Annotated in this window: 26 protein-coding genes; 13 read left to right on the forward strand and 13 right to left on the reverse strand. The window is 46.3% G+C overall.

The genetic code is table 11. The features are described from left to right. Positions 1 to 222: hypothetical protein (locus H7708_RS07970; RefSeq protein WP_223669982.1), on the forward strand; the 222-nt coding region annotated here is incomplete at its 5' end. Positions 223 to 644: 422 nt separating this feature from the next. On the opposite strand, the gene H7708_RS07975 is transcribed toward H7708_RS07970, so the two are convergent. The 4 genes from H7708_RS07975 to tyrS form a co-directional block, all read right to left on the reverse strand. Next, a complete protein-coding gene (locus H7708_RS07975) occupies positions 645 to 875 on the reverse strand; it encodes a ChaB family protein (protein ID WP_223669983.1) in 231 nt (76 codons plus the stop codon). An 11-nt stretch (positions 876 to 886) separates the two neighbouring features. Further along, positions 887 to 1558 (reverse strand): cysteine hydrolase family protein, encoded by a 672-nt coding sequence (locus H7708_RS07980; protein ID WP_407929733.1) that lies wholly within the window; start codon positions 1556 to 1558, stop codon positions 887 to 889. A 97-nt stretch (positions 1559 to 1655) separates the two neighbouring features. Beyond that, on the reverse strand, positions 1656 to 2564 hold the full coding sequence (locus tag H7708_RS07985; RefSeq protein WP_223669985.1) for a carbamate kinase: 909 nt from the start codon (positions 2562 to 2564) through the stop codon (positions 1656 to 1658). Between the two features lie 175 nt (positions 2565 to 2739). Next, a complete protein-coding gene (gene tyrS / locus H7708_RS07990; RefSeq protein WP_223669986.1) occupies positions 2740 to 3936 on the reverse strand; it encodes a tyrosine--tRNA ligase in 1197 nt (398 codons plus the stop codon). Between the two features lie 299 nt (positions 3937 to 4235). Here tyrS and H7708_RS07995 point away from each other — a divergent pair, with 299 nt between their 5' ends. Then, positions 4236 to 5732 carry a peptidoglycan DD-metalloendopeptidase family protein gene (locus tag H7708_RS07995; RefSeq protein ID WP_223669987.1) on the forward strand — a complete coding sequence of 499 codons (1497 nt, stop codon included), beginning with the start codon at positions 4236 to 4238 and terminating at the stop codon, positions 5730 to 5732. Positions 5733 to 5752: 20 nt separating this feature from the next. After that, positions 5753 to 6859: an anhydro-N-acetylmuramic acid kinase gene (locus tag H7708_RS08000; protein WP_223669988.1), complete on the forward strand. Its 1107-nt coding sequence runs from the start codon at positions 5753 to 5755 to the stop codon at positions 6857 to 6859. Between the two features lie 321 nt (positions 6860 to 7180). Here the strand turns inward: H7708_RS08000 and erpA are convergent, their stop codons facing one another. The 3 genes from erpA to H7708_RS08015 all read right to left on the reverse strand — a co-directional run bounded on the left by erpA (position 7181) and on the right by H7708_RS08015 (position 8776). Further along, positions 7181 to 7507, reverse strand: coding sequence for an iron-sulfur cluster insertion protein ErpA (gene erpA / locus H7708_RS08005; protein WP_223669989.1), 327 nt, complete (start codon positions 7505 to 7507; stop codon positions 7181 to 7183). Positions 7508 to 7584: 77 nt separating this feature from the next. Further along, positions 7585 to 8049, reverse strand: coding sequence for a bactofilin family protein (locus H7708_RS08010; RefSeq protein ID WP_223669990.1), 465 nt, complete (start codon positions 8047 to 8049; stop codon positions 7585 to 7587). Continuing rightward, on the reverse strand, positions 8036 to 8776 hold the full coding sequence (locus H7708_RS08015; RefSeq protein ID WP_223669992.1) for a DUF6776 family protein: 741 nt from the start codon (positions 8774 to 8776) through the stop codon (positions 8036 to 8038). Before H7708_RS08015 ends, H7708_RS08010 begins: the two co-directional genes overlap by 14 nt. A gap of 157 nt (positions 8777 to 8933) precedes the next feature. Between H7708_RS08015 and H7708_RS08020 the strand changes: the two genes are divergently transcribed. The 3 genes from H7708_RS08020 (at position 8934) to H7708_RS08030 (ending at position 11945) form a co-directional block, all read left to right on the forward strand. Then, positions 8934 to 10778, forward strand: a complete 1845-nt coding sequence (locus H7708_RS08020; protein ID WP_223669994.1) for a chloride channel protein — start codon at positions 8934 to 8936, stop codon at positions 10776 to 10778. Positions 10779 to 10781: 3 nt separating this feature from the next. Next, on the forward strand, positions 10782 to 11201 hold the full coding sequence (locus tag H7708_RS08025) for a CopD family protein (protein ID WP_223669995.1): 420 nt from the start codon (positions 10782 to 10784) through the stop codon (positions 11199 to 11201). Positions 11202 to 11426: 225 nt separating this feature from the next. Continuing rightward, on the forward strand, positions 11427 to 11945 hold the full coding sequence (locus H7708_RS08030) for a hypothetical protein (protein ID WP_223669996.1): 519 nt from the start codon (positions 11427 to 11429) through the stop codon (positions 11943 to 11945). A gap of 92 nt (positions 11946 to 12037) precedes the next feature. Here the strand turns inward: H7708_RS08030 and msrA are convergent, their stop codons facing one another. The 4 genes from msrA to H7708_RS08050 all read right to left on the reverse strand — a co-directional run bounded on the left by msrA (position 12038) and on the right by H7708_RS08050 (position 14760). Then, complete coding sequence (msrA, locus tag H7708_RS08035; RefSeq protein ID WP_407929734.1) at positions 12038 to 13288, reverse strand: peptide-methionine (S)-S-oxide reductase MsrA; 1251 nt, start codon at positions 13286 to 13288, stop codon at positions 12038 to 12040. A 180-nt stretch (positions 13289 to 13468) separates the two neighbouring features. Then, entirely contained in the window at positions 13469 to 13804 is a 336-nt protein-coding gene (locus H7708_RS08040) for a YbjQ family protein (RefSeq protein WP_223669998.1), read from the reverse strand. After that, on the reverse strand, positions 13801 to 14238 hold the full coding sequence (locus H7708_RS08045; RefSeq protein WP_223670261.1) for an anti-sigma factor family protein: 438 nt from the start codon (positions 14236 to 14238) through the stop codon (positions 13801 to 13803). The genes H7708_RS08040 and H7708_RS08045 overlap by 4 nt, the downstream gene beginning before the upstream one ends. 3 nt (positions 14239 to 14241) lie before the next feature. Next, positions 14242 to 14760 (reverse strand): RNA polymerase sigma factor, encoded by a 519-nt coding sequence (locus H7708_RS08050; RefSeq protein WP_223670000.1) that lies wholly within the window; start codon positions 14758 to 14760, stop codon positions 14242 to 14244. A 243-nt stretch (positions 14761 to 15003) separates the two neighbouring features. On the opposite strand from H7708_RS08050, the gene H7708_RS08055 reads away from it, so the two are divergent. Both H7708_RS08055 and yghU read left to right on the forward strand, forming a co-directional pair. Next, positions 15004 to 15756, forward strand: coding sequence for a hypothetical protein (locus H7708_RS08055; protein WP_223670002.1), 753 nt, complete (start codon positions 15004 to 15006; stop codon positions 15754 to 15756). A 109-nt stretch (positions 15757 to 15865) separates the two neighbouring features. Next, positions 15866 to 16732, forward strand: a complete 867-nt coding sequence (gene yghU, locus H7708_RS08060; RefSeq protein ID WP_223670004.1) for a glutathione-dependent disulfide-bond oxidoreductase — start codon at positions 15866 to 15868, stop codon at positions 16730 to 16732. 19 nt (positions 16733 to 16751) lie between these two features. Here the strand turns inward: yghU and H7708_RS08065 are convergent, their stop codons facing one another. Both H7708_RS08065 and H7708_RS08070 read right to left on the reverse strand, forming a co-directional pair. After that, entirely contained in the window at positions 16752 to 16925 is a 174-nt protein-coding gene (locus H7708_RS08065) for a rubredoxin (RefSeq protein ID WP_223670005.1), read from the reverse strand. A 118-nt stretch (positions 16926 to 17043) separates the two neighbouring features. Beyond that, positions 17044 to 17232 carry a rubredoxin gene (locus H7708_RS08070; protein WP_407929735.1) on the reverse strand — a complete coding sequence of 63 codons (189 nt, stop codon included), beginning with the start codon at positions 17230 to 17232 and terminating at the stop codon, positions 17044 to 17046. Positions 17233 to 17390: 158 nt separating this feature from the next. Between H7708_RS08070 and H7708_RS08075 the strand changes: the two genes are divergently transcribed. The 5 genes from H7708_RS08075 to H7708_RS08095 all read left to right on the forward strand — a co-directional run bounded on the left by H7708_RS08075 (position 17391) and on the right by H7708_RS08095 (position 23826). Then, positions 17391 to 18404 (forward strand): aspartate carbamoyltransferase, encoded by a 1014-nt coding sequence (locus tag H7708_RS08075; RefSeq protein ID WP_223670009.1) that lies wholly within the window; start codon positions 17391 to 17393, stop codon positions 18402 to 18404. 46 nt (positions 18405 to 18450) lie between these two features. After that, positions 18451 to 19728, forward strand: a complete 1278-nt coding sequence (gene hemL, locus H7708_RS08080) for a glutamate-1-semialdehyde 2,1-aminomutase (RefSeq protein ID WP_223670011.1) — start codon at positions 18451 to 18453, stop codon at positions 19726 to 19728. A gap of 81 nt (positions 19729 to 19809) precedes the next feature. Continuing rightward, positions 19810 to 21498: a diguanylate cyclase domain-containing protein gene (locus H7708_RS08085; protein WP_223670013.1), complete on the forward strand. Its 1689-nt coding sequence runs from the start codon at positions 19810 to 19812 to the stop codon at positions 21496 to 21498. A gap of 72 nt (positions 21499 to 21570) precedes the next feature. Further along, positions 21571 to 22362: an SDR family oxidoreductase gene (locus tag H7708_RS08090; RefSeq protein WP_223670015.1), complete on the forward strand. Its 792-nt coding sequence runs from the start codon at positions 21571 to 21573 to the stop codon at positions 22360 to 22362. 18 nt (positions 22363 to 22380) lie between these two features. Further along, complete coding sequence (locus H7708_RS08095) at positions 22381 to 23826, forward strand: aldehyde dehydrogenase (RefSeq protein ID WP_223670017.1); 1446 nt, start codon at positions 22381 to 22383, stop codon at positions 23824 to 23826. The last annotated feature ends 7 nt before the right edge of the window (positions 23827 to 23833 follow it).

The following is a 23833-nucleotide window of genomic DNA, read 5'->3' on the forward strand; positions in this document are numbered from 1 at the left end:
AAAGAACGTCTTGGTGAAGAACTCGCTTCACTCAAGTGGGCGCACATTATATATCGCCCCAACCTCCTGTCAATACATTTTGATAATTTTTTTAAGCTCTTGTTAAACTTAACAATTATCTGCCGGCTTCCTGCCTTAAATCGCCCCAGCTTTTCGCTTCAGAGCGGCGCGCATTATAAAGCGCTCACACTCCCTGTCAACACATTTTTTAAAACTTTTTAAACCGTTTTAAAAACCGCCCTTCCCGGGCTTTCTTTCGGTGCTCCCGGCCTCGCCGATTGCCTCAAAAGAGGTGCGCATTATATAGCGCCTCAACCTCCTGTCAACTAACTTTTTAAATTGTTTTTCAACCATTTAAAAACGCTCTCCCTGAGCTTCCTTCGTGGCGTTTCGAATGTTTCGTTTGCCTCGAAAGTGGTGCGCATTATAAGTGCTATAAGTCACTTGGCAAGCGGTTTTTTGCAGTTTTATTAAATAATCTTCAGATCCGCTTAATTCTCATCCATTGTGCTTATTATTCAGACAAAAAACGTCGTTTTTTGTTCCTACATGCAAAAAAATTAACCTCTCAATAGCCACCGTTCGAGGTCAGTTTTTGCAGATTTATAGTTTAATTCAAGTTCCTCGCCTACTTATTACCTATTTCAGCCTATCTTTACCCATTCACCGTCACCACTTTTTTCATAAACTTTCTTTACTGCCGCCCATGCTACCTTATGAGCGACCTCTTCTCTTGAAGTGTCGTTTCTGCGTCGAGCTCCATCTCGATACTTTTGCCATGCGCTATTAAATGCCTCCTTATAAATCTCCTGGGCATGCTTTGGTAAATGGTTCCGCACCGAATCTGGTAGCTGCTTAATAGAGTTATAGGGCAAAGGAACTCCTTTCAATCACGACCCGTTGCCAGGGCTCCCTTATATTTTTCTATGGCTTCTTTAGTTGTCGATACCCGGGCGTATCGCTCTTTCACCGTCAAAATAGCTGCTCGGTGCAGCTCCGGCGTTATTGCCGCTGTCGCATCTGATAACAAAGTTACGTTATACCCCAGATCGGCAGCACTTCTAACCGCACTGCTGACACATTCATTAGTGTAGACCCCAGCAACCAGCAAGTCGGTAATATCTAAATTCCTCATAACATAATGAATATTAGTCGAGTTGAATAACCCGCTGGCCGTCTTATTGATAATCAACTCGTCACCTTGTGGTGCTACATCCGGTAAGAACTCTGCTAACTTTGAACCCGGAGCAGCATGCAGCCCCAGCCTTTTATGCTCCCAGCTGCGGTCGCGCCCATCCTGAGTCAAGCTCTGAATGCGAGAGTGAATAATTTCCTGGCCCATTTCCCTAAATGTCCGTTGTAAGGTCACGACATTCGGGATCACGGTACTCCATACGCGATCGAGATAATACTCGATTGCACCTTTTGAAATTCCCGACTGCCGCTGTTTTTCAAAAATGCCATAACCTTCAATAGCGCCAAGAAATTGCAGGTCGATACATAACAGTGCCGGCTTACCCAGTGAACGTTCATCACTACGCTTAAATTTCCCCTGCATTTCAGGCGGTGGCTCATACTCCCGAACAGGTTTGCGCCCCCCTTCATCCTGTCTGTTTTTTTGCTCTGAATTTTTCTTGCTCATAACAATTAGTCTCTTATCGAGTTATCCTGGTTCCGGCATGTCCCTTTATTAACTGCGCTAGATCTTTCAAGGCGCCAATCGTTGCCGAACGGCCTGTACTCCTCACAAACTGACAGGCGGCATCCACTTTAGGCTGCATCGAGCCCTCTTCAAATCTATAAGCAGCCATTTGTTCCACTGTCGCCTCTTTAATGAGTCGTTGCTCAGCGGTCCCCCAATGCTGATACACACCATCAGCTTCCGTCGCCAGTATCAATTGACTGATATTTATCTGGCTGGCGAGTAAGGCACTGGTCAAGTCTTTATCAATAACAGCCTCAACGCCTCGGTAGCCATCACCGTTTCTTAGTACAGGAATTCCTCCTCCCCCTGCACAAATTACCACCGTATCACTTTCCAACAGGTTTTTGATCGCTTCTAACTGCAGAATCTTTTGCGGGTGCGGTGATGCAACGATTCTGCGCCATTGTTGAGCAAACTGCTTAAAGCTCCAGCCTTTGTTATGCTCCAGCTGTTTCTTTGCTGCCTCGCTATAATAAGGTCCGATAGGTTTGGTGGGCCGGTATAGGGCAGGATCATCGCTATTGACTTCAACCATGGTCAATATGGATGCAGTCGCTCTATCATCAGGCAGCTGGTTTAACAACTCCTGCTCAATCAGGTAAGCGAGTAACCCTTCGGTTTCAGCGCTGATCTCATCCAGCAGATAAGCGGACATATTAGGATAGTTGCTGGCCTGCTCGGCTAACAACCCGACCTGCGGCCCATTGCCGTGAGTGATGAGCAGTTTATGTTCTTTGGCAAGCGTAGCAAGCTCCTTCACGGCTGCACGTATATGTCGCCGTTGCGTCTCCATCGTAATGCTCTCTCCTCTTTGAACAAGCGCATTACCACCGAGAGCAACCAAAACTGTTTCCGACAAGCATTCCATAATTCGTCTTACGTTGGGTTGTCCTTCACTAGTACTACTATAAAAGACGAGTCACAGCAACGCCTCGACATTCACTGGGCAATAAAAAAGCCCGCAAATAGCGAGCTTTTTTATATCAAACACCTTTTGGGTAGTGTTAATAGTACCGACAAAAGAAAAGTCGTATCTACCTAAGTGTTACATAAGCAATCTTCTTTTTGCCTGCCTGAATCAGGTATTTACCCGGCTTCATCATTAACGATGGCTCGACCACTTCCCAATCGACTTTAACACGCCCATTCTTGAGCATGTCCTTTGCCTGCGCCGAATTTGCCGCCAAACCGGCACGGTTGATGATCGCTCCTATCGGGAACTGCTCAGCTCCTTCAAGACTGACCTCGACTTCGGGCGTTCCTTCCGGCACTTCGCCTTCTTTAATAATGTTACCCGCACCTTTATGCGCATTGGCTGCCGCTTCTTTGCCATGGAAGCGCTCAATGATCTCTAATGCAAAGGCTTTTTTTACTTCCTGCGGGTTCTTACCGTTCTCAACATCTTGCTTTAACTGCTCCACTTCCTCTAACGACTTAAAAGATAACAGCTCATGGTAACGCCACATCATACTATCCGGTAATGACAGTAACTTCTGATACATCACGCCCGGCGTTTCCGTAATCCCGACATAATTATTCAGCGACTTGGACATCTTATTAACGCCATCCAGTCCCTCCAGTAATGGCATCATTAAGACAGTCTGCGGTTTCTGACCATAATGCTTCTGTAATTCACGTCCCATTAACAAGTTAAAGCGCTGATCGGTACCGCCCAACTCAAAATCGGACTCCAGCGCAACCGAGTCGTAGCCCTGTACTAATGGGTAAAGAAATTCATGAATAGCGATAGGCTGTTCGTTAGAGTAACGCTTCTTAAAGTCATCACGCTCCAGCATACGGGCGACGGTGGAATGAGAGGCGAGCTTGATCATGCCGGCAGCGCCTAGCTCTTCACACCACTCCGAATTAAAAGCGATAGTCGTCTTTTCTGGATCCAGTATTTTAAAGACCTGCTCTTTATAGGTTTCCGCATTCTTTAATACGTCTTCACGGGTCAGCGGCTTACGCGTTGCATTCTTACCCGTCGGATCACCGATCATCCCAGTGAAGTCTCCGATCAGGAATATCACTTCATGCCCATATTGCTGAAACTGCCGCAGCTTGTTAATAAGAACCGTGTGCCCCAAATGCAGATCTGGTGCAGTCGGATCAAACCCCGCCTTAATCTTCAGCGGACGACCTGACTTTAACTTTTCCAGCAATTCTTCTTCTGGCAATATCTCATCAGCTCCACGTTTGAGCTCTTCAAACATGGTCTCTAATTCGCTCATAAAGGGTATTTCTCTCAAATTTCGATGGCTCAAAGATACACGAATTGTCATAGTATGCAACGCTTTCAGAGCAAAAAGAACGTACTGACGTTTTTTGTCGCTTATAGACTCAAAGGTGTAAAATAACCTGACTTATTCACATTTTTGCATATAAATATAAAAAAAATACTCTTTTACCCTTTTTTACATTGACCAATATTCCTCATAAGGTTATGGTTATTGCGCAAAAACTATTCAACCAATTTCTTAAGTTAACTATGATAAACCGTGATTATAAGGGTTTAAGCAGAGGGAAACCTTTGTTTGCCAAAAAAAAGAGCCGACGAAAGGGCGCGATCATAACGATCTCAGCGCTGTCGGTTGTATTCGCGGCAGTATCCTACCTCGCTTTGGCTCCAGGAGATGAGTCATCCACTCAAGAAACAGAACAAGAAACATTGTCACTTCAACTATCATCGGACGACACAGAAGGCGCCACTACACTCGATAATAATGACCAAACATCAGGCAATCTAGCCATAGTAGAGAGTGGCGAACTTGAGACAACCGAGCAGGCTTCTGCCAAAAACACAACAACTCAAGCATCACAAGAATCAAATAAAGCAACAGATGCCCTAAAAGATTTTGTAAAAACAGCAACCCGACCTACTTATGAGTGGGAAAAGGTGACCGTGGCTAAGGGGGAAAGCCTCGCCCGAATCTTTAATAAAATGGGCTTCAGCTCTAAAGATCTGCACTATATGATGCGTGCGGACGATCAGGTCGAGATCCTGAAAAAGATTCGCCCAGGGCATACCCTGGAATTCGCTAAAACTGATGATCAGGAATTTCATGGCCTACGTTATCCATTTAATTCCAGCGATACTCTGGTTATCACCAAAGCCGGCGATAAACAATTCGATGTTACTCTCGACAAAAAGCCGATTGAGTACAAAAAACGTTTTGCCACTGCGACCATCGACAGTAGCTTTTACGTTGCCGGTAAAAAAGCTGGGTTACCAGATGGCGTCATTATGGAATTGGCTGGCGTTTTTGAGTATGACATCGACTTCGCGCTAGAAATTCGAAAAAACGATAGCTTCTCCGTGCTTTATGAAGAGAAGTATATTGATGGTAAGAAAGTAGGCTACGGTAGTATTCTTTCGGCTGAGTTTAATAATATGGGCGACCATTTTGCTGCAGTACTCTATACCGATACCAATGGTCGTACAGCTTACTATACACCAGAAGGCAATGCTGTCCGTAAGTCATTCTTACGGGCACCGTTACAGTTCAATTACGTCAGCTCGAACTTTAACCCAAAACGCTTCCACCCGATTCAGAAGCGAGTTAAACCACATCGAGGCACTGACTATAGGGCACCGATAGGTACGCCGGTCAGAGCGTCAGGTGATGGCCGAGTGGTGAAATCAAGCTACAACCGTTTCAACGGTAATTACGTGTTCATCCAACACGGCGGTAATATCACCACCAAGTACTTACACTTTTCCAAGCGCGCAGTCAGAGCGGGTGAACGAGTCAAACAGGGTCAGATCATTGGCTATGTCGGCTCTACCGGTATGTCACAAGCACCACACCTGCACTACGAGTTTGTGGTCAATGGCGTTCACCGTAATCCTCGTACTGTGAAGTTGCCACAAGCAGCTCCAGTACCCAAAACTGAAATGGCTCGTTTCCAGAAACATTCAAAGCCATTGATGGAGCGTCTGGAAACAGAGCGTACAACCTACTTCGCTCGTCTAAACGAAGAAGAGTCAAGCGCCAACAACGGTTCTTCCAGTAAGTTACAGAAATAACGTTCCGGGTGAACCCTTAAGTGGCACTCTATATTGGATTGATATCAGGGACCAGCGTCGATGCCATCGACGCTGTTCTCTGCGATATTAGCAGCTCTTCTCCGAACACTATTCAGCTTCTGAATATGCTCAACTTTCCTTTTCCTAAAGTACTAAGGGAAGAGCTGCTTCTCTTTGGCAAGCTGCAATACCAGGGCGACGGCATTGACCAGTTAGGCCAGCTAGACCGGCAGGTCGGGCAATGTTTTGCCCAGGCCGTAGAACAGTTGCTAACCAGCAGTTCTCACCAGGCCGACAATATCGTTGCCATTGGCAGCCATGGCCAGACCGTTCGTCATCGCCCACAGCTATCCCACCCCTTCACACTGCAAATCGGTGATCCTAACATCATTGCAGCCGAGACTGGCATTACCACCGTCGCAGATTTCCGTCGTAAAGATATGGCCTATGGTGGCCAGGGTGCCCCTTTTGCCCCAGCGTTTCACCGAGAGTTTTTTACGTCTACAGACGAGCCTCGAGCAGTGGTCAACCTCGGTGGTATAGCCAACATCACTTTATTAAAACCAAACCAGAACACCATGGGGTTTGACACAGGCCCAGCCAATACACTGATGGATCAATGGATACAGCAACATCAGGGACTAAGCTACGATCACAATGGTCAGTGGGCTATGAGCGGCGATGTTATTCCGCAACTGCTGGAGGAACTATTGAAAGCCCCCTATTTCCAGACAGTTGCCCCTAAAAGTACAGGCTGCGAATACTTTAATCTGGACTGGTTGAACGGCTTCCTGAACTTCCGCTATCGAGCGCAGGACGTGCAACGTACCTTGTTAGAATTAACGGCCACAACCGTAGCGAATGACATTCAGCGCTATATGACATCAGGCAGTATCTACCTTTGTGGTGGCGGGGCCCACAATCAGGCCGTGCTAACCAGGTTACAGCAGCTCCTCGCCCCCATATCTGTCGAGACTACCGATAGCCTGGGCGTTCACCCTGACTGGGTTGAGGCTCTGGCCTTCGCCTGGTTTGCTCATAAAACGATGCGCCGTGAAAGCGTTGACCTTAGCACCATCACCGGTGCCCAACGTAACACCACTCTCGGTGGTATTTACTACCCATAACCAGTCTCGTCCAACTATCGCAGGCTTTAACCATATTAGTCATCGGCACCCTCCACGATATAGCACGCGGTATGTTATAGAAACTTGAAAAGCAACGCATAGGAATTACCATACTGACCAGCAGGGCAGTCTGGCCAGACTCGGCAACAGCGGGGCCAACAACTCATCAAGCAAGCCATGCAGCGCTCAATTCGGGCATAACCAACACAACCCATACTCCCGAATTAACGGACAAGGATGATATTAGAAGAAACCGATAGAAATATGTTTAACGACAAGAGGGGGTTCCATGCTCAGCAAGCCAGCCAAGCACGGTTACCACTAGATAGAAAATGAAGAACCGCAACCACAGGTCGTCTTTGCCTGTGGGTTATTAATAGTAAAACGAGATCCCTGTAGACCTTCGGTATAGTCCACTTCAGAGCCCATCAGGTATTGAAAACTCAAGGAATCGATCAGGATTTTCACGCCATCCTGCTCGATAGCCATATCGTTATCCTTTTGCTCTTCATCAAATGTGAAGCCGTACTGGAAGCCTGAGCAGCCACCACCTGTGACGAACACACGTAGTTTCAAATCCTGGTTTTCTTCTTCCTGAATTAGCTCTTGAACTTTTTTACTTGCTGCTTCTGTTACGGTAATTGACATACAGTCACCTATTTAATCGAACACCCTATCATTATACCCGAAAATGGGGGCCCATCCGCAATATATCAAGCCCAGACTTATGCTTTTGCAGGTTCAGCTTCTACCGACTGCTGCTCAGCCTCAAATGATTCTTCTTCGGATGCATCCTGCTGACCAACCTGCTCGGCTTTATGCTCCAAAGCTTTTGGATCACCGACCACCACCATTTTACCATTAACTTCAGCCCCGGCATTCATCTCAATGACCTTATAGTAAAGGTCACCGTTGATTTTAGCGCCCGGCTTCAGGTCGATTTTCTCAGTAACGTAAACATCCCCATCTACGTGGCCAAAGATCACTGCGTATGGCGTTGAGATGTTACCTTTAACCTTACCGTGAACCCCAATTGATAAGACTGACTGCTTATCACTATCCCCTTTCACTTCTCCGGTAATCTCACCATCAACAAATAAGGCGCCGGAAAAGGTTAAATCCCCATTAATGCAGGTTCCATCAGCAATTAAAGTATCCACATTATTAGATTTACGTTTATTCTTTCGCATTCGATTTTTCAACCTCATCGCTTGAATTTACAGGCTTCCAAGTAAAGTCCTGGAGAACCGATTTTGCATTTCGTCCCGATGTTGCAACAACAACTCTAACAAAACTAGGTTCAAAGCCATCCGGTACTTCAAAAGTCCCGGTGTGGGTTGAGACATAGGTAAAATCAAACTTGCTGTTGTGGTTATCCGTTCCCTTCAGTTGTTCAAAGTTATAACTCTTCCTATCGCCAGCCTCCTCGCCGACAACAGAGATTTTTATACTTCCTCTTAAGTTGCCATTTTGCCGCTTGGCCTGGATCAGCATCAAACGGTATTGGTAGACGTCGGGAGTCACCTCTTCCCAGTACATACTGGCAACTTGTAACCCAGAGTCTACCGCATCAGGATCGAAAATTCTTTGCAACGCTTCGCGCTCTTTTTCTAAACCTTTATTTTGACGATGCAATTTATCCAGCTCAGTTTTCAGTTGCTGAGTAATCTCATGCTCGATCTGGTATTGCTGTTGCCAGTGCGTTTGCCCAGCTTCAGCTTCGGTCAAACGCTGCTGTAACTCATCGAAGCGTTCTTGAACCGTCTCCGTCATACCGTGCTGACGTTTATTCAGCCAATAACCCACGGCCATTGCAGCAAGCAAGGTAAAGAGAATGATCAGCGTCCAGGTCCAATACCAGGTGCCGCTGCGCCTCTTGCGAATGATATAATCTGGTTGATTCGGATCTTTAGCCATAAATCGTTGAAATTGTTTGTTGTTTGCGTCACACTTTCTTATTATGTAAGTCGTTGATGACATTGGCTATTATTGCAACCAAAGTCGACACTCCTGTCGCATTAAAACAGAATTTGTAGCCGAAGGGAATAGAAGTATTCACAATGCTGAGTGACGAATGACACTGATTGATCGCCTTAGATTACGCCTCGGAGGCTTTGATGCTCTCGCTTTGATGGCCGTTATTGGCCTTATTTGCGGCATTCTTGCTGGTGGCTCCAATATTCTGTTTCGTTACTTCACCGAAAGCTCCTATGTACTATGGGCGACCGATAAAACCAGCGGTTTTGACTTTGAAAACGCCGACTGGCTATTCCGCTTATTATTGCCAACGATAGGTGGGCTGGTAGTCGGTCTGATCCTGCAACAATTCAATCCAGACACCCGCCGAGTCGGTGTCTCACACGTCCTGGAGCGTATGGCCTACCACCAGGGACATTTGCCACCGAAGAATGCGATTGTACAGTTCTTCATCGGTGGGTTGACCATTGCCTCGGGACAATCGGTGGGTCGTGAAGGCCCGGGGATTCACCTCGGCTCAGCCACCGGCAGTTATATCGGACAAAAGATTAAGCTTCCCAATAACAGTATCCGTATTCTGGTTGGCTGTGGCTGTGCCGCGGCCATATCAGCTAACTTCAACACACCACTGGCTGGCGTAATCTTCGCCATGGAAGTGGTCATGATGGAATACGCCGTCGCCAGCTTTATTCCGATCATTTTAGCCTCCGTCTCAGGCGCAGTCATGAGCCGCATATTTTTTGGCTCCGATCCTTCTTTCGACGTACCGTCAGCCATGGATGTACAGTCCTTATGGGAAATGCCCTACTTCCTGCTGCTCGGTTTTATCAGCGGTATTGTCGCCAGTTTGTTTATTATGTTTACCAGCAAGGTGCGCCGGGTCTCTCGTGAATGGCCCGTTTGGCTCAAAACAACCATTGCCGGTACCAGCGTCGGTATTATCGCACTGGGTATACCGCAGGTCATGGGAATTGGTTATGACACCGTCAACGCTTCATTACACGGAGAGCTGTTACTGACCATACTGGCTCTCAGTCTGGCAGGAAAATTCCTTGCTACCATTATCTGTTCCGGATTGTCGCTGCCCGGTGGAGTATTGGGCCCCACCCTGTTTATGGGAGCCATGCTCGGCGGTGTTATGGGTAACCTGGGAGGACAGGTGTTTCCCGATCATGCCAGTTACGAAGGCTTTTATGCCATTATTGGCATGGCGACACTGATGAGTGCTGTATTACAGGCACCGCTCGCCGCACTCATGGCATTGTTAGAACTAACTAATAACCCCAATATCCTTCTTCCCGGCATGTTCTCCATCGTTATTGGCAACATGGTGGTCAGTCAGTTATTCAAGCGAGAATCCTTTTGGGAAACTCAGATGAAAGATCGGGGCATGCGCTTAAAAGTCAGTCCAATGAAACAGGTATTGCGCAGTATCGGAGTGGCCGGCGTCATGACCCGAAGCATTACCTACCTCAGAAACATGTCGACCCCACAGGAAATTTCTGTTGCTCTAAAAGATAAGCCTCGCTGGATCCTAATCAAAAACGAACAGGACGAAGTCATATCGCTAATGGTAGCGAGCGATCTGGGCCGTTTCTTAATTGAGAAAGAGGAAGAGCAGGAGCGCAAAAAAGCTAAACAAAAACCTGCAGCAGCAGAAGATGAAAAAGCCGAAGCACCGGAAAAGGTTGAAGACATTATTGAAGAAGAAATAATACCCGAGGCGATAAATCTGATGGATATTCCGGCCAACCGCCAGGAGCTTGTCGCCATTGATTTACAAGCCACGCTGGAAGAAGCCTACGACAAAATGGAACAACGTAAAATTTCAGCAGCTTATGTCTATCGCATCACACATAATAAAGAAGAGCGTATTTACGGTATTGTGACCCGCGATATGATTACGGATCAGTATATTTTCTCAAAAACACAGGTTGATTAGCGCATGCAATGGGTTAAAACATTTCACTTATTTTTTATGGTTGCCTGGTTCGCAGGAGTTTTTTATTTACCCAGAATTTTTGTCAACTTGGCGCAAACTGAAAATGATGGTGCATTCAACCAGTTGAATATCATGGCGCGTAAACTCTACCGCTTTACCACGCCCTTTATGATCCTGACAGTGATTTTTGGTCTGTGGCTGGCTTCCTATAATTGGGAATACTACCTCCAGTCGGGATGGTTCCACGCCAAAATGGCTATCATCGTATTACTGATTATCTACCACTTTATCTGCGGCATGTATCAAAAACAGTTTGCCGATGGCCGTTGCGATAAAAGCCATACCTACTTCCGTGTGTTTAATGAAATCCCGGTTTTATTTTTACTCGGTGCCGTGATTCTGGCTGTAGTAAAGCCGTTTTAAGGATATAAAACCATGAAATACCTTTGTCCCTATTGTCCTTACATTATCAATTTTAGGCTGTGACTCGTCATCACCAAAAACACTCATAAAGAATATCAAAAGTCGATAGCATCAAAAGATTTATCAAAACTTCAAAGCCTCTATGCAAAAGGCCACTACCAATGCAACCTTAACACAATTAATTTTCCTGATACTGTAGAGCAATTCCAATTCGAGCTAAGTAGCATGACAAATGAAGATATAGAAAAATATAAAAGGATTAACAGCTCAGAAGTGACCAAAGAAATTAAGTTTGCAGAATATTTACAGAAGGGGTTAAGCTACCGAGAAGTTGGAAAAGAAACCTTTAAATACCTAACTAAAGAATCCAGCCCAAGAATACCGCCGGAATTTAGGCTCATTCCGAGTCATCAAGCAAAAATCACCATGCAAATTACTCAAAATAATGATAAGGATATCTGCACAAACAACACTACTAAACGTATGACACTTTATATTAGCCAGTTCCAAGGCGAGTATAAATTTATAGAACCAATGTGTGATGTGCAATTAGCTGCAGCAAATGCGACGGCTGTTAGTGAAAAATTTCAAAAATCTTTTGCTAAAAAAATTAACCTAGACTCACTGAAAGATAAGTACAAAAATGAAGGTCTAATGGGGATAAAAAACTATGCAAAGGAAACCAATATCCCACAAGCCATTGTTTTTGAAACCTATAACACTCGAATTTACCCTAGTTTCTAGTCTTAAAACCTTACCCGTCATTCCCGCCTTCGCGGGAATGACGAAAAATATGTGGTAAATGACAAAATAGTTTGTGTTGAATAATACAGTATTTACGAAGACTTTCTCGGCACAAACTCCAACACGGTGGCATTAATACAGTAGCGTGGTTTGCCATTAGGACCATCATCAAAAACGTGTCCTAAGTGAATACCTGAAGATTTAGAGCGTATTTCTGTCCGCTTCAAACCAAAGGCATTGTCTTCATGATAAGTAACAGAACCGTCAACAGGTTTAGTGAAAGATAACCAGCCGGTACCGGAATTGAATCGGTCTTTGGTATCGAACAGCGGCTGCCCACTAAGCTTATCGATAAATACCCCTGGTGGCGTATCCTTAAAGATATCGTATTCTTTACAGAAGCGGCTGTCGGTTCCCTGCTGAAACGCCACATCATAAGCTTCGCTATCCCCTAGCTTAAATTTACCTAACACCGCATAAAATTCTTCCGGAGTTAAATACCCTCGGTGACCGAACACCTCTTCTCCATTCTCTAAAAATAGAATGGTCGGCGTAGCCCAGGTTTCTGTTTTAATTGTCAAACCATCAAGCTGACTTCCCAGGCGCCAGGTTAATGGAATCGTTCCCTTGTAATCATTGGTCACGTTTTCCTTAAACTTTTCACAGTAAGGACAGAAAGATTGCGGCTCGATAACCACGATCTGCTTACCCTGCTGTAATGCGCTATTATCCACTTGTGGGGCTTTGTCCTTTTCGTTAAAAACTACGCCTGTCGAGTGATCGGGACAGTATCCATTTGGGTTCTTAACTAAATAATCCTGGTGATATTCTTCAGCAGGGTGAAACTGATCTAACGGTTTAATGATTGTCGCAATATCACCGTAGCCAGCTTCCGATAATAACACCTGATACTCAGCCTTAACTCGCTGCGCGATATCCTGCTGCTCGGGTGAGTTGATTAAAATCGTTGAGCGATATTGGGTGCCGATATCATTACCCTGACGATTGACCTGCGTCGGATCATGCCCTTCAAAATAGTTTTGTAGAATAGCGTCTAAACTAACTTGATTCTTATTGAAAGTAACTTTGACCACTTCCGCATAATTATTGGGATCCATACGGTATTTGGACTTAATGATTTCCCTATATTCCGGCTTAATCCCCGAGCCATCGGCATAGCCGGAAACGGCATCAATCACACCATCAATCGCCGCATAGCGCTTTTCCGCACCCCAGAAACACCCCGCACCGAGCACAATCGAGTCCAGATGTTTGGTTGCAGGCATCTCGGCATTCTGTTCCATGCTGGTTGTTTGCGGAGCCTCTGATGCCACAGGACTCATACCCACACCTGTCAGCAGCCAGCCCACTCCGGCAACAATACCAAGAAATAACAGGGACTTATAAATCAATTTCACACCAACCACCTTCCTCGCTAACTCCAATAGATCACGACAACCGCACAACTTTATCGTGATCGGCTTAATAGTTAGATGGTGCGAAACGTCAAATGTTACAGCGAATTATGACTCTTTGGATAACACCACTGCCGTGCCAAAAACCAGTAACTCCGCCGCCGAACTCGCAACCATCGAAGTGGTAAAACGTGCGCCGATAATCGCGTTAGCACCAAGCAGTCGCGCCTCATCCAACATCCGATCTATCGCCTGCTCGCGACTTTCCGCCATCAGTTTGGTGTATTCGTTAACTTCCCCACCGACGATATTACGCAGCCCGGCCAATATGTCCCGGCCGACATGACGTGCTCGAACCGTATTGCCTCGTACCAGCCCCAGTACTTTGTCGACTTTATATCCAGGGACTTCCTCTAAGGTGTATAGCTCTATATCATGACTCATAATTTCACATTCCTGTATTTATCTGTTTTTCTAGCGATTAGCCGTTGCCTCAGCACACTGATGAAGAGTGATAGAACACCGAGTTCTATTAGAAACACACCAACTTTTACCCATGTCACAATACCTGGTTCGGTGTAAAACATAAAAAGTTGCCAGACCATAAAACCTAACAAACCGACAGTTAGACATAACCAGCCAATCACACTCAAAATCTTTGACGTAGGTTCATTCATTAATTGCTCAATCTTGGACTCTTCACATTCCGGGTATTTCAACTGCCCCATTTCTTGCCGAATAGCGACAATATCGTCATAAATTTTCCGACAACTGTCACACTCTTTCAGATGCAGCCGGACTCGCTGTGCTTTTTGCTGACTGAGTTCATGATCGATATAACCGCTCATTAACTCCTGAATATGTTCACATTGATTCATCACTTACCTCGCTTCAAATGATGTATCTTTTGATTCATTGTTCAAGGCTTCACGTAACGCTAATCTTGCACGATGAAGCCGTGACATGACGGTACCTTTGGGTATCGATAAAATTTCTGCGATATCGTCATAACTATGACCATGGTAATCGCGCAACACCACTAACTCTCGATGATGGACAGCCAATGTTTTGAGAGCTGCACTTAACCGCAATCGAATCTGCTCACGTTCGAGCTGGCGTTCCGGGGATTCTTGTTCCGGCTGCTCGACGGATATATTCACATCATCAATAGTCGTTTCCCGCGACCGCTGGCGAAGTCGATCGATAGCGGCATTCCTCACCACCCGATACAACCATTTCTGCAGGTCAATACCACTTTTCGGAGCTTTGGGGTGAGCTAGAACTTTCTCGATACTCGACTGAACCACATCCTCAGCATCCGACTGGTTACCCAGTAATTGCACAGCAAAAACCAGACTTTTGCGGCAATAATCCTCAAGCTGGGGGGTGGTTTGAGACAAATGAAACTCCTTACAATGAACTAAACGATAACCCTGTGTATTAATTTAACGAGGAACTCAGCGCTTTATTCCAGTCGTCGGTTACTTTTTCACCACTACTGTTATAGCACGTTGGTTTCAGAAGGCACAAAGCCAGGCCCATTAATATCATGTAACAGATGCTTATAGTTCATTAATTGATGTAAAAACAATTAGTTACTATACTCCCTGAGCAATCATTAACAATAAACAGGGAAAAAAGACATGACTATTTTTAAAGACTTGGGGAAGGGATTTTACACGCTACTCTTTGTCGCACCGCTCTTCTGGATTGTTCCAACCATGGTCGAAGGCCTACAGCACCTGGTTGAAGTTCAGCTTGGCTTTTTCACCGTTGGTGATGGCGTTAAAGGCAATACCGAGACCGCTATTCGTCTAACTTTCGGCTTCTTTAAAGTCATGAGTATTTTAGTTCCCGTTCTTCTCATCTTAAAACTGTCGGGCAACGACTGGGATAAAAGTAAACTGTTTCCGCTGGTTAACTTGGAGAAGAAAACTATCGTCATCACCGCCATAACCATTCTGGGCTTACTTATTTTTCTGGGCTTCTTCAGCGAACCCTTTACCCGCTGGCTAACAGGCCTGATTAAAATCCCAGAGGATATGGTTCCGTTTACACCACTTTTAGTGCTCCTGGCACTTGTCGCAATTTTTAGAGCTCCGATCACTCGTTCCATGCTAACCATCGCCGGAGTTAAATTGGAAGGAAAGCTCAGTGTTAAATCCTACGGTTACGAACTGCTCAATATTATCTATTTAACGGTTCTGGTTGCCGGCCCAATGTATTTACACTATCAAATTGACGGCTGGGCCAGAGGCACGGACGGCTGGGAATTGTTTGGTCTACTCACGCTGGACTCATTGCTGGTCGGTCTTATGGTCCTGCTTATCGGCCTCGCCATGCGCCTGGCTATCGTCAGTGTCTACTCCAGAGATCTCAAAGCTGGTATCGCTTAACTAACACAATATGTGAATGACTCATAGCAGTCATTCATATGGCTACATTGACACAGGCCTGTTAGTGGCGTTTCAATAAAGCTACCCTTATTCAGAGTCAGGCATACACGTGAGTCAAAATAAGAACTACACCCCTCCCAAGGTTTGGACATGGGATTCTGAAAGTGGTGGCGAATGGGCCAACATTAGCCGCCCTGTTTCGGGCGCTACCCACGACAAAGCTCTCCCCACCGGTAAGCACCCGCTGCAACTGTACTCTCTAGCCACACCCAATGGGCAAAAAGTGACCATTATGCTTGAAGAGTTATTGGCGCTTGGCCATACAAAAGCCGAATACGATGCCTACCTGATAGATATCAGCGAAGGTGATCAGTTCGGCAGCGGTTTTGTAGCAGTAAATCCTAATTCAAAAATTCCGGCATTAATGGATCATGCACCAGCAAGCGGCAACTCACCTCAGCGAGTTTTCGAGTCTGGCGCCATTTTGTTGTATCTGGCGGAGAAGTTTAACGACTTACTGCCTGAAAACCCCGGCAAGCGCACCGAAGCATTATCCTGGCTGTTCTGGCAGATGGGTAGCGCGCCCTATGTCGGCGGCGGCTTTGGTCACTTCTATAAATACGCGCCGGAACCCATCGAATACGCCATAGACCGCTTTACCATGGAAACGAAGCGTCAACTCGATGTACTCGATAAACATTTAGCGGATAATGAGTACATGGCAGGAGACGAATACTCCATCGCTGACATCGCCATCTGGCCTTGGTACGGCAGTCTGGTATTGGGCTATGCCTACGATGCAAAAGAGTTTTTAGATGCTGAATCGTATAAACACCTCTTGCGCTGGGCGAAACAAATCGACACCAGAGAAGCCGTAAGACGTGGGCGTATCGTCAATAAGACCTGGGGCGATGATAATGAAGTGCAGCTACGCGAACGCCATGACGCTGCCGATATTGATAAGATATTGAAATAAGCACCTGGAGCAGGCCTGTTTATTCCTCCGTAACTAACTCGAAGTCTTCTTTACTGGCCCCACAGTCCGGGCAATACCAGTCATCCGGAATATCTTCCCAGCGCGTGCCAGGAGCAATGCCGTCTTCTTCCCAGCCTTGCTCCTCATCATAAATAAAGTCACAGACTAAACATCGATATTTCCTGTATTCCATTATTCAGCCCTATTTTCACCAAAATCTAGATTCAGTATAACAAGTTTCACCCGGCTTGCTTAAAGCCAACAGACCACAAAAAAGCCTCCACAGGAGAGGCTTTTCAATTCATACTGCCTTATAGACACTTCTTGAATTCGTCGGTCATCAATTCAAAGTCTTCTTTACCGACACCACAATCCGGGCAATACCAGTCATCCGGAATATCTTCCCAGCGCGTGCCAGGAGCAATACCGTCTTCTTCCCAGCCTTGCTCTTCGTCATAAATAAAGTCACAGACTAAACAACGATACTTTCTATATTCCACAATAACCTCTAATCTTGGTGCTTTCATCAATTTCGCGCCCATTTTAAGCATTTCTGGGCGAATTTCCACTTTCTGCGTATCAAATTTGACTACATACTGGATTGTTCGTGTTAGAATTGCGTCCCAAGTAGCTTAGCAATAAGAGTTTGGGTAAACGAATGGCATTTCAAGGGCAGCACATACTTTCCATTGATCAACTGGACCGTGACGCGGTTGAGCACATCATTCAAATCGCTGATAATATGACGCCCTACGCCACTCGCGAAAAATGCTGTAACGTCCTCGACGGCGCCATCCTTGCGAACTTATTTTTCGAACCCAGTACTCGCACGCGGATCAGTTTTGGCACCGCCTTTAACCTGCTTGGCGGCCACGTGCGCGAAACTGTCGGCATGACCACATCATCATTATCCAAAGGGGAGTCGCTGTACGACACCGCCCGGGTTACGGCCAATTATGCCGATGTCATCGCCATGCGCCACCCGGAAGTTGGTTCGGTAGCCGACTTCGCTCGCGGTAGTAATGTGCCTGTGATTAATGGCGGCGACGGGGCTAACGAGCACCCCACTCAGGCATTACTCGACCTGTATACCATTCACAACGAACTGGAAGCCCTGGGTAAAAAGAAGGACACCATTAAAATTGCCATGATTGGTGATTTAAAGAATGGCCGCACGGTGCACTCACTGACGCGCCTGCTATGCCTTTTCCCTAACATCCAGTTTACCTTTATCTCACCACAGGCCCTGGCCATGCCAGATAAAATATTGGATACCTGCCATGATGCGGGACTAAACTACAGTATTTCCGAAGACTTCCATTACGGCCTCAAGAACCAGGACGTGATTTACCTGACTCGTGTTCAGGAAGAGCGCTTCACGACGCAGGAAGAAGCGAATCTATATCGCGGCAAGTACTGCTTAAACCAGAGCCTGTACCAGCAACACTGCGATAAAAACACCATCATCATGCACCCCTTACCGCGTGACTCACGTCCTGAAGCAAACGAACTCAGCGACGACATGAATGATAACCCGAACCTGGCTATCTTCCGCCAGACCCATTACGGCGTCAAAGTCCGTATGGCGTTATTTGCGCTGGTTCTTGGTGTCGAAGATAAACTATCCCACTACGAAAAACCGATGAACTGGTACTCCCCGCGCCATTCATGATGGCACTCATCGGTAAACTCTCTCAAATTTAAGAAGTGTGACCAATATGACCATTTCCGAACAACTCTATACTCGAGCCCAGGAACATATTCCCGGCGGCGTTAACTCTCCTGTCCGAGCCTTCACCGGTGTCGGTGGTACGCCTGTATTCGTCAAGTCAGCCGATGGCGCCTATTTTACCTCGGCCGATGATAAACAATATCTGGACTACGTAGGCTCCTGGGGACCGATGCTACTCGGCCACAACCATCCGGCCGTGCTGGATGCCGTCATTGATGCGGCAAAGCGCGGTTTAAGTTACGGTGCACCAACCGAAATCGAAGCCGAAATGGCAGAAAAAATCTGTGAGCTTATCCCGTCGCTGGATATGGTGCGTATGGTTAACTCCGGCACCGAAGCCACCATGAGCGCTATCCGTCTGGCTCGTGGCTTTACTGGCAAAGACAAATTAATCAAATTCGAAGGCTGTTACCACGGTCACGCCGACTGCCTGCTGGTTAAAGCGGGTTCCGGTGCTTTAACGCTAGGTGAACCGACGTCGCCGGGGGTGCCTGCAGACTTCGCTAAACACACTCTGACCGCTGAGTTTAATAATTTAGACAGCGTAGAAGCGCTACTCAAAGCCAACAAGGATGACGTGGCCTGTATCATCGTCGAGCCAATTGCCGGTAATATGAACTGCATTCCTCCGGTTGAAGGCTTCCTGCAAGGACTACGTTCACTGTGCGATCAATACGGTGCAGTACTGATTTTTGATGAAGTCATGACCGGCTTTCGCATGGGTGTTGATGGCGCGCAGGGCTATTACAAAGTCCAGCCAGATCTCACCACCCTGGGTAAAGTTATCGGTGGCGGTATGCCGGTAGGTGCCTTCGGCGGCAAAAAAGCCATTATGGATCACCTGGCTCCAGTCGGTCCTGTTTATCAAGCCGGCACCCTGTCGGGTAACCCGGTCGCCATGGCCGCGGGGTTAGCAACGCTGAATGAACTGTCCAAACCCGGCTTTTATGAACCGCTCTTCGCTTATACCGAAGCACTGGTTAAGGGGATGCGCAAGATCGCCAGTCAAAAGGGCATTCCTTTCACCACCAACCATGTTGGTTCAATGTTTGGCTTCTTCTTTAACGAGGCTGACACGGTGACCAACTACCAGCAGGTGACCAACGGTGATATGGAACGTTTTAAAAAATTCTATCACGCAATGCTTGATGAAAGTATCTACCTATCACCATCGGCATTCGAAGCCGGATTTGTCTCCGCAGCCCACGGTGATCAAGAGCTACAGTTGACGTTGGAAGCTTTTGAACGAGCTATAACTAGATAATTTTACAATTTTTTTGATATATTGGGTCTAAGGCAATATAAAATCCTTAGCTTTATAACCAATAAGGAATAGCCTAACGCAATGAGCCTAGGCCCATTTTTCAAATCGAAGCGTTCCATCTTGTTGTGGATAGCTCTTATTAGTGCTGTCCTCTCAATTGTTTTTTATCAGCAATACCATTACTTTGACACTCACTACAGTATTCTGCCGCAGGCAGGGAAAGCACCAAGCTATGCGAAAGATACCAGCCAGTTACTGGTAAAGCGACAACACCCAAACGGATTTTTTGTTAATAACCCCGATCTCTTTACCGAACCCTCGGTGTTGAATCTGGAAAGTCTGCGCCTGTCCCGTTACGCCGTTGAGACGCTGGATCAGCTAGGGACTTTAAACCATATAAATAAAAAAGCACTAACTCAGTTCGTATTAAGAAACTATAAGGCACCCAGTAATGCCATAGGTAACCTGAAAGGATTTTCTGCGCTTCCAAACAGTTCTGTTAATATTCGCGCCACCATGGACTCAGTGATTATCCTCAAGCATTTGAACGCGCTTGAACAGGTCGACAGCAATGCCATTGCACAACTCATATTAGCCTATCAAAATGACGACGGTGGCTTCTGGGATCCCGGCTATCCCGAGTTTGAGCAACAATCCACCGTACAGGCGACTTCTTTTGCTATACGGACATTACTCCACCTCAATAAAGTAGACCTGCTCAGTACGATGCAACAACAGAGTATCAATCAATTTATTCAACGCTCCTGGTCGAGTGACATTAGAGCTTTCGCACCGTTTCCTGAGCATCCAGCAGTTAGCAGTTATGACAGCTTTCGTGCATGGATCAGCGTTTATTATTTGCCTATAAACCAGGGAGACCCACAAAAAATCAACAATATTCTTCACTTGCCAGAACTGCTGACAACGCTCAATACCACCTTTTTAACCACCGAGCAGATTTACAGTGAAGAAGGGGAATCACAACGTAACTCATTAAAAGCGTCATACCTTATCGTCTGGATGTTAAGCGAGCTTGACCAGTTGGAGCAGACCCCAGCCTGGAACATTATCCGTTTCATCAAAGACTATCGTGACTCCCATGGCGGCTTCTCCGGTGACATCTACTCGGTTTACTCGGTGGTCAAGACTTTGAAATACCTGTCACCCACGCGAATGTCAAATCAGTTACTGATATATCAGGTGTTAACTTACACGACACTTGGATTAATGGTGTTGAGCCTCCTTGCTTTATTTATCATTCGAGGTGAAGTTCAGCGTAGAAGACGTAGTGCCCTGGTGCACAAAGCACAAACGGATCGCCTGACCGGCCTGCATAACAGGGAGTTTTTAGAGAAGCGCTATGTCAGTTATCAGACCAATAACTCGCACATCGCACTTTTATTACTGGACGTCGATTACTTTAAAAATATCAATGACAACTATGGCCACCTGACTGGCGATGAAGTACTGATCGAGCTTTCTCATTTACTCAAAGACAATATCCGAAAGACCGACACTTTAGCGCGTTGGGGGGGCGAAGAATTTGCCATACTTTGTCCGGCAACAGAGCCCGGTCAGGCCAAAACTTTTTCAGAAAAAATGCGTAACCTTGTCGCCAATCATCAGTTCAGCAAAGTAAACTCCATCACTTGCAGTATCGGCGTTTCCTGTTCACATCAAAATGAGTCATTAAAAAATTTATTTGCTCGTGCCGATAAAGCCCTGTATGACTCAAAACATAATGGCCGCAACCGTGTAACCTACGTTTAAGCCCTTAGGCCATTCCCGTTACCGCTTAAATATGCTTAAATATTCGTTTTAAGCAACGAGATAGACAACCTTATGAATTTATCGCTTATTGGAAAAACAGCACTTGTCTGTGGCTCAAGCCAGGGCATGGGAAAAGCCATCGCAAAACAATTATCGGAGCAGGGAGCCAATGTTGTGCTGCTCGCTCGCAATAAAGAAAAGCTGGAAGCGGTACAAAAAGAGCTGGATCATTCACAGGGGCAAGACCACCATCTCTTGGTTGCTGATTTCTCTAAACCGGAAGAAGTCCATAAGGCCGTTGATGATTACTTGCAAGCGCCTGATGCATCAATACATATACTGGTTAACAATACCGGTGGCCCACCACCTGGCCCGGCTAACAGTGCAGAAACTGAAGATTTCTTAGCCGCTTTCCAGCAACACTTAGTGTGTAATCACGAGTTAATGAAGTTGGCGCTGCCCGGCATGAAGAAAGATGGTTTTGGTCGTATTATCAACGTCATTTCAACCTCAGTTAAACAGCCGCTACACGGCCTCGGCGTTTCCAACACAGTCCGTGGCGCGGTCGCTAACTGGGCTAAAACCCTGGCTAACGAACTGGGTGAGTTTAATATTACGGTCAATAATGTACTACCCGGCGCAACCAATACGGTGCGATTAGAAGCCATCATTCAGAACAAGGCTAAAAAGAAAGGTGTTTCCATTGAAGAAATGGAACAGGAAGAAAAGTCGATTATTCCGATGAAACGCTTTGGTACCCCACAGGAGTTCGCGGATGCCGTTGGTTTTTTAGCGTCTCCCGCTGCCAGCTATATCACCGGCGTGAATCTACCGGTAGACGGCGGACGTACTGGCTGTCTATAGTCTGGCAAGGAATAATCCATGCAGTTAATCAAAAACTATATTGCCGGTGAACTGAAAGAGCCGCTGAAAAAGCAGTATCTTGATAATATCGAACCTGCTACCGGGCAAGTATATAGCCAGATCCCGAACTCGACGAGTGAGGATCTGGAAATGGCTGTTGAAGCCGCGCAGAAAGTGCAGCCTGCCTGGGCAGCACTTTCCTTAGAGAAGCGTGCCGAAATACTCATGAAGGTAGCCGATGCGATTGACGACCATTCCAATCAGCTGGCAAAAGCTGAAGCTATCGATAATGGCAAGCCCTTCAGTTTAGCCAAAACAGTCGATATCTATCGTGCTTCAGCCAATATCCGCTTCTTTGCTCAGGCAATCACCCAGTTCTCCAGCGAAAGTCACGCCATGAGTGACGAAGCCATAAACTACACCTTACGCGATCCTATCGGTGTGGTTGGTTGTATTTCACCCTGGAACCTTCCGCTGTATTTATTTACCTGGAAGATAGCCCCAGCACTGGCATCGGGTAATGCTGTGATTGCGAAGCCCTCTGAAGTCACCCCCATGACCGCTTTCCTCTTTTCAAAAATCTGTATCGAAGCGGGACTACCAGCAGGGGTATTGAATATTTTGCATGGTGATGGGCCATCAATTGGCGATCCGCTCACAACCCACCCCAAAATTAAAGCCATAAGCTTTACCGGCGGCACATCAACAGGCGCTCATATCAGCAAAGTCACCGCCGGAATGTTTAAAAAATTATCGCTGGAACTTGGCGGCAAAAACCCTACTCTGGTATTCGCCGACTGCGACTTCGAGAATACAGTTAATAGCGTGGTACGCTCTGCCTTTGCAAATCAGGGACAAATCTGCCTCTGTGGCTCTCGTATTTACATCGAACGCCCAATTTATGAAAAGTTTAAGCAGGCCTTTGTACAGAAGGTTCAGGCATTAAACATTGGCGATCCGCTAGACGAAGATACAGAGCATGGTGCTCTGGTTTCCAAACCACACATGGAAAAGGTTTTATCCTATATCGCACTGGCTAAGAAGGAAGGCGGCACCGTATTAACTGGCGGTAAACAAATTTCGCTAGAAGGTCGCTGTGAAAACGGCTACTTTGTTGAGCCTACTGTAATCGAAGGTCTGGATAACGACTGCCGCACCAATCAGGAAGAAATTTTTGGTCCAGTGTGTACTATTATGCCTTTTGACTCGGATAAAGAAGCCGTCGAGCTTGCTAACGGCACTCAGTATGGCTTAGCTTCCAGTGTCTGGACTAACGACTTAAAACGAGCACACCGAGTGGCAAAACAAATCGAGGCTGGGATTGTCTGGATCAACTGCTGGTTGTTGCGTGATTTAAGAACACCTTTTGGTGGCGTCAAAAACTCCGGAGTTGGTCGTGAAGGAGGCCTGGAAGCTTTGCGTTTCTTCACCGAAGCAAAAAATGTTTGTATTAAATATAATTAACAAAAGA

It is taken from the genome of Kangiella shandongensis, assembly GCF_020005365.1.
GTDB lineage: Bacteria > Pseudomonadota > Gammaproteobacteria > Enterobacterales > Kangiellaceae > Kangiella > Kangiella shandongensis.

What these genes read in the sequence shown, in the direction of transcription:
- H7708_RS07980 (WP_407929733.1), bottom strand. Translation starts at nt 1,558, where the DNA reads ATGCAGGGGAAATTTAAGCGTAGTGATGAACGTTCACTGGGTAAGCCG.
- tyrS (WP_223669986.1), bottom strand. Translation starts at nt 3,936, where the DNA reads ATGAGCGAATTAGAGACCATGTTTGAAGAGCTCAAACGTGGAGCTGAT.
- erpA (WP_223669989.1), bottom strand. Translation starts at nt 7,507, where the DNA reads ATGTCAATTACCGTAACAGAAGCAGCAAGTAAAAAAGTTCAAGAGCTA.
- H7708_RS08010 (WP_223669990.1), bottom strand. Translation starts at nt 8,049, where the DNA reads ATGCGAAAGAATAAACGTAAATCTAATAATGTGGATACTTTAATTGCT.
- H7708_RS08015 (WP_223669992.1), bottom strand. Translation starts at nt 8,776, where the DNA reads ATGGCTAAAGATCCGAATCAACCAGATTATATCATTCGCAAGAGGCGC.
- H7708_RS08020 (WP_223669994.1), top strand. Translation starts at nt 8,934, where the DNA reads ATGACACTGATTGATCGCCTTAGATTACGCCTCGGAGGCTTTGATGCT.
- H7708_RS08025 (WP_223669995.1), top strand. Translation starts at nt 10,782, where the DNA reads ATGCAATGGGTTAAAACATTTCACTTATTTTTTATGGTTGCCTGGTTC.
- H7708_RS08030 (WP_223669996.1), top strand. Translation starts at nt 11,427, where the DNA reads ATGACAAATGAAGATATAGAAAAATATAAAAGGATTAACAGCTCAGAA.
- msrA (WP_407929734.1), bottom strand. Translation starts at nt 13,288, where the DNA reads ATGAGTCCTGTGGCATCAGAGGCTCCGCAAACAACCAGCATGGAACAG.
- H7708_RS08040 (WP_223669998.1), bottom strand. Translation starts at nt 13,804, where the DNA reads ATGAGTCATGATATAGAGCTATACACCTTAGAGGAAGTCCCTGGATAT.
- H7708_RS08045 (WP_223670261.1), bottom strand. Translation starts at nt 14,238, where the DNA reads ATGAATCAATGTGAACATATTCAGGAGTTAATGAGCGGTTATATCGAT.
- H7708_RS08055 (WP_223670002.1), top strand. Translation starts at nt 15,004, where the DNA reads ATGACTATTTTTAAAGACTTGGGGAAGGGATTTTACACGCTACTCTTT.
- H7708_RS08065 (WP_223670005.1), bottom strand. Translation starts at nt 16,925, where the DNA reads ATGGAATACAGGAAATATCGATGTTTAGTCTGTGACTTTATTTATGAT.
- H7708_RS08075 (WP_223670009.1), top strand. Translation starts at nt 17,391, where the DNA reads ATGGCATTTCAAGGGCAGCACATACTTTCCATTGATCAACTGGACCGT.
- hemL (WP_223670011.1), top strand. Translation starts at nt 18,451, where the DNA reads ATGACCATTTCCGAACAACTCTATACTCGAGCCCAGGAACATATTCCC.
- H7708_RS08085 (WP_223670013.1), top strand. Translation starts at nt 19,810, where the DNA reads ATGAGCCTAGGCCCATTTTTCAAATCGAAGCGTTCCATCTTGTTGTGG.
- H7708_RS08090 (WP_223670015.1), top strand. Translation starts at nt 21,571, where the DNA reads ATGAATTTATCGCTTATTGGAAAAACAGCACTTGTCTGTGGCTCAAGC.
- H7708_RS08095 (WP_223670017.1), top strand. Translation starts at nt 22,381, where the DNA reads ATGCAGTTAATCAAAAACTATATTGCCGGTGAACTGAAAGAGCCGCTG.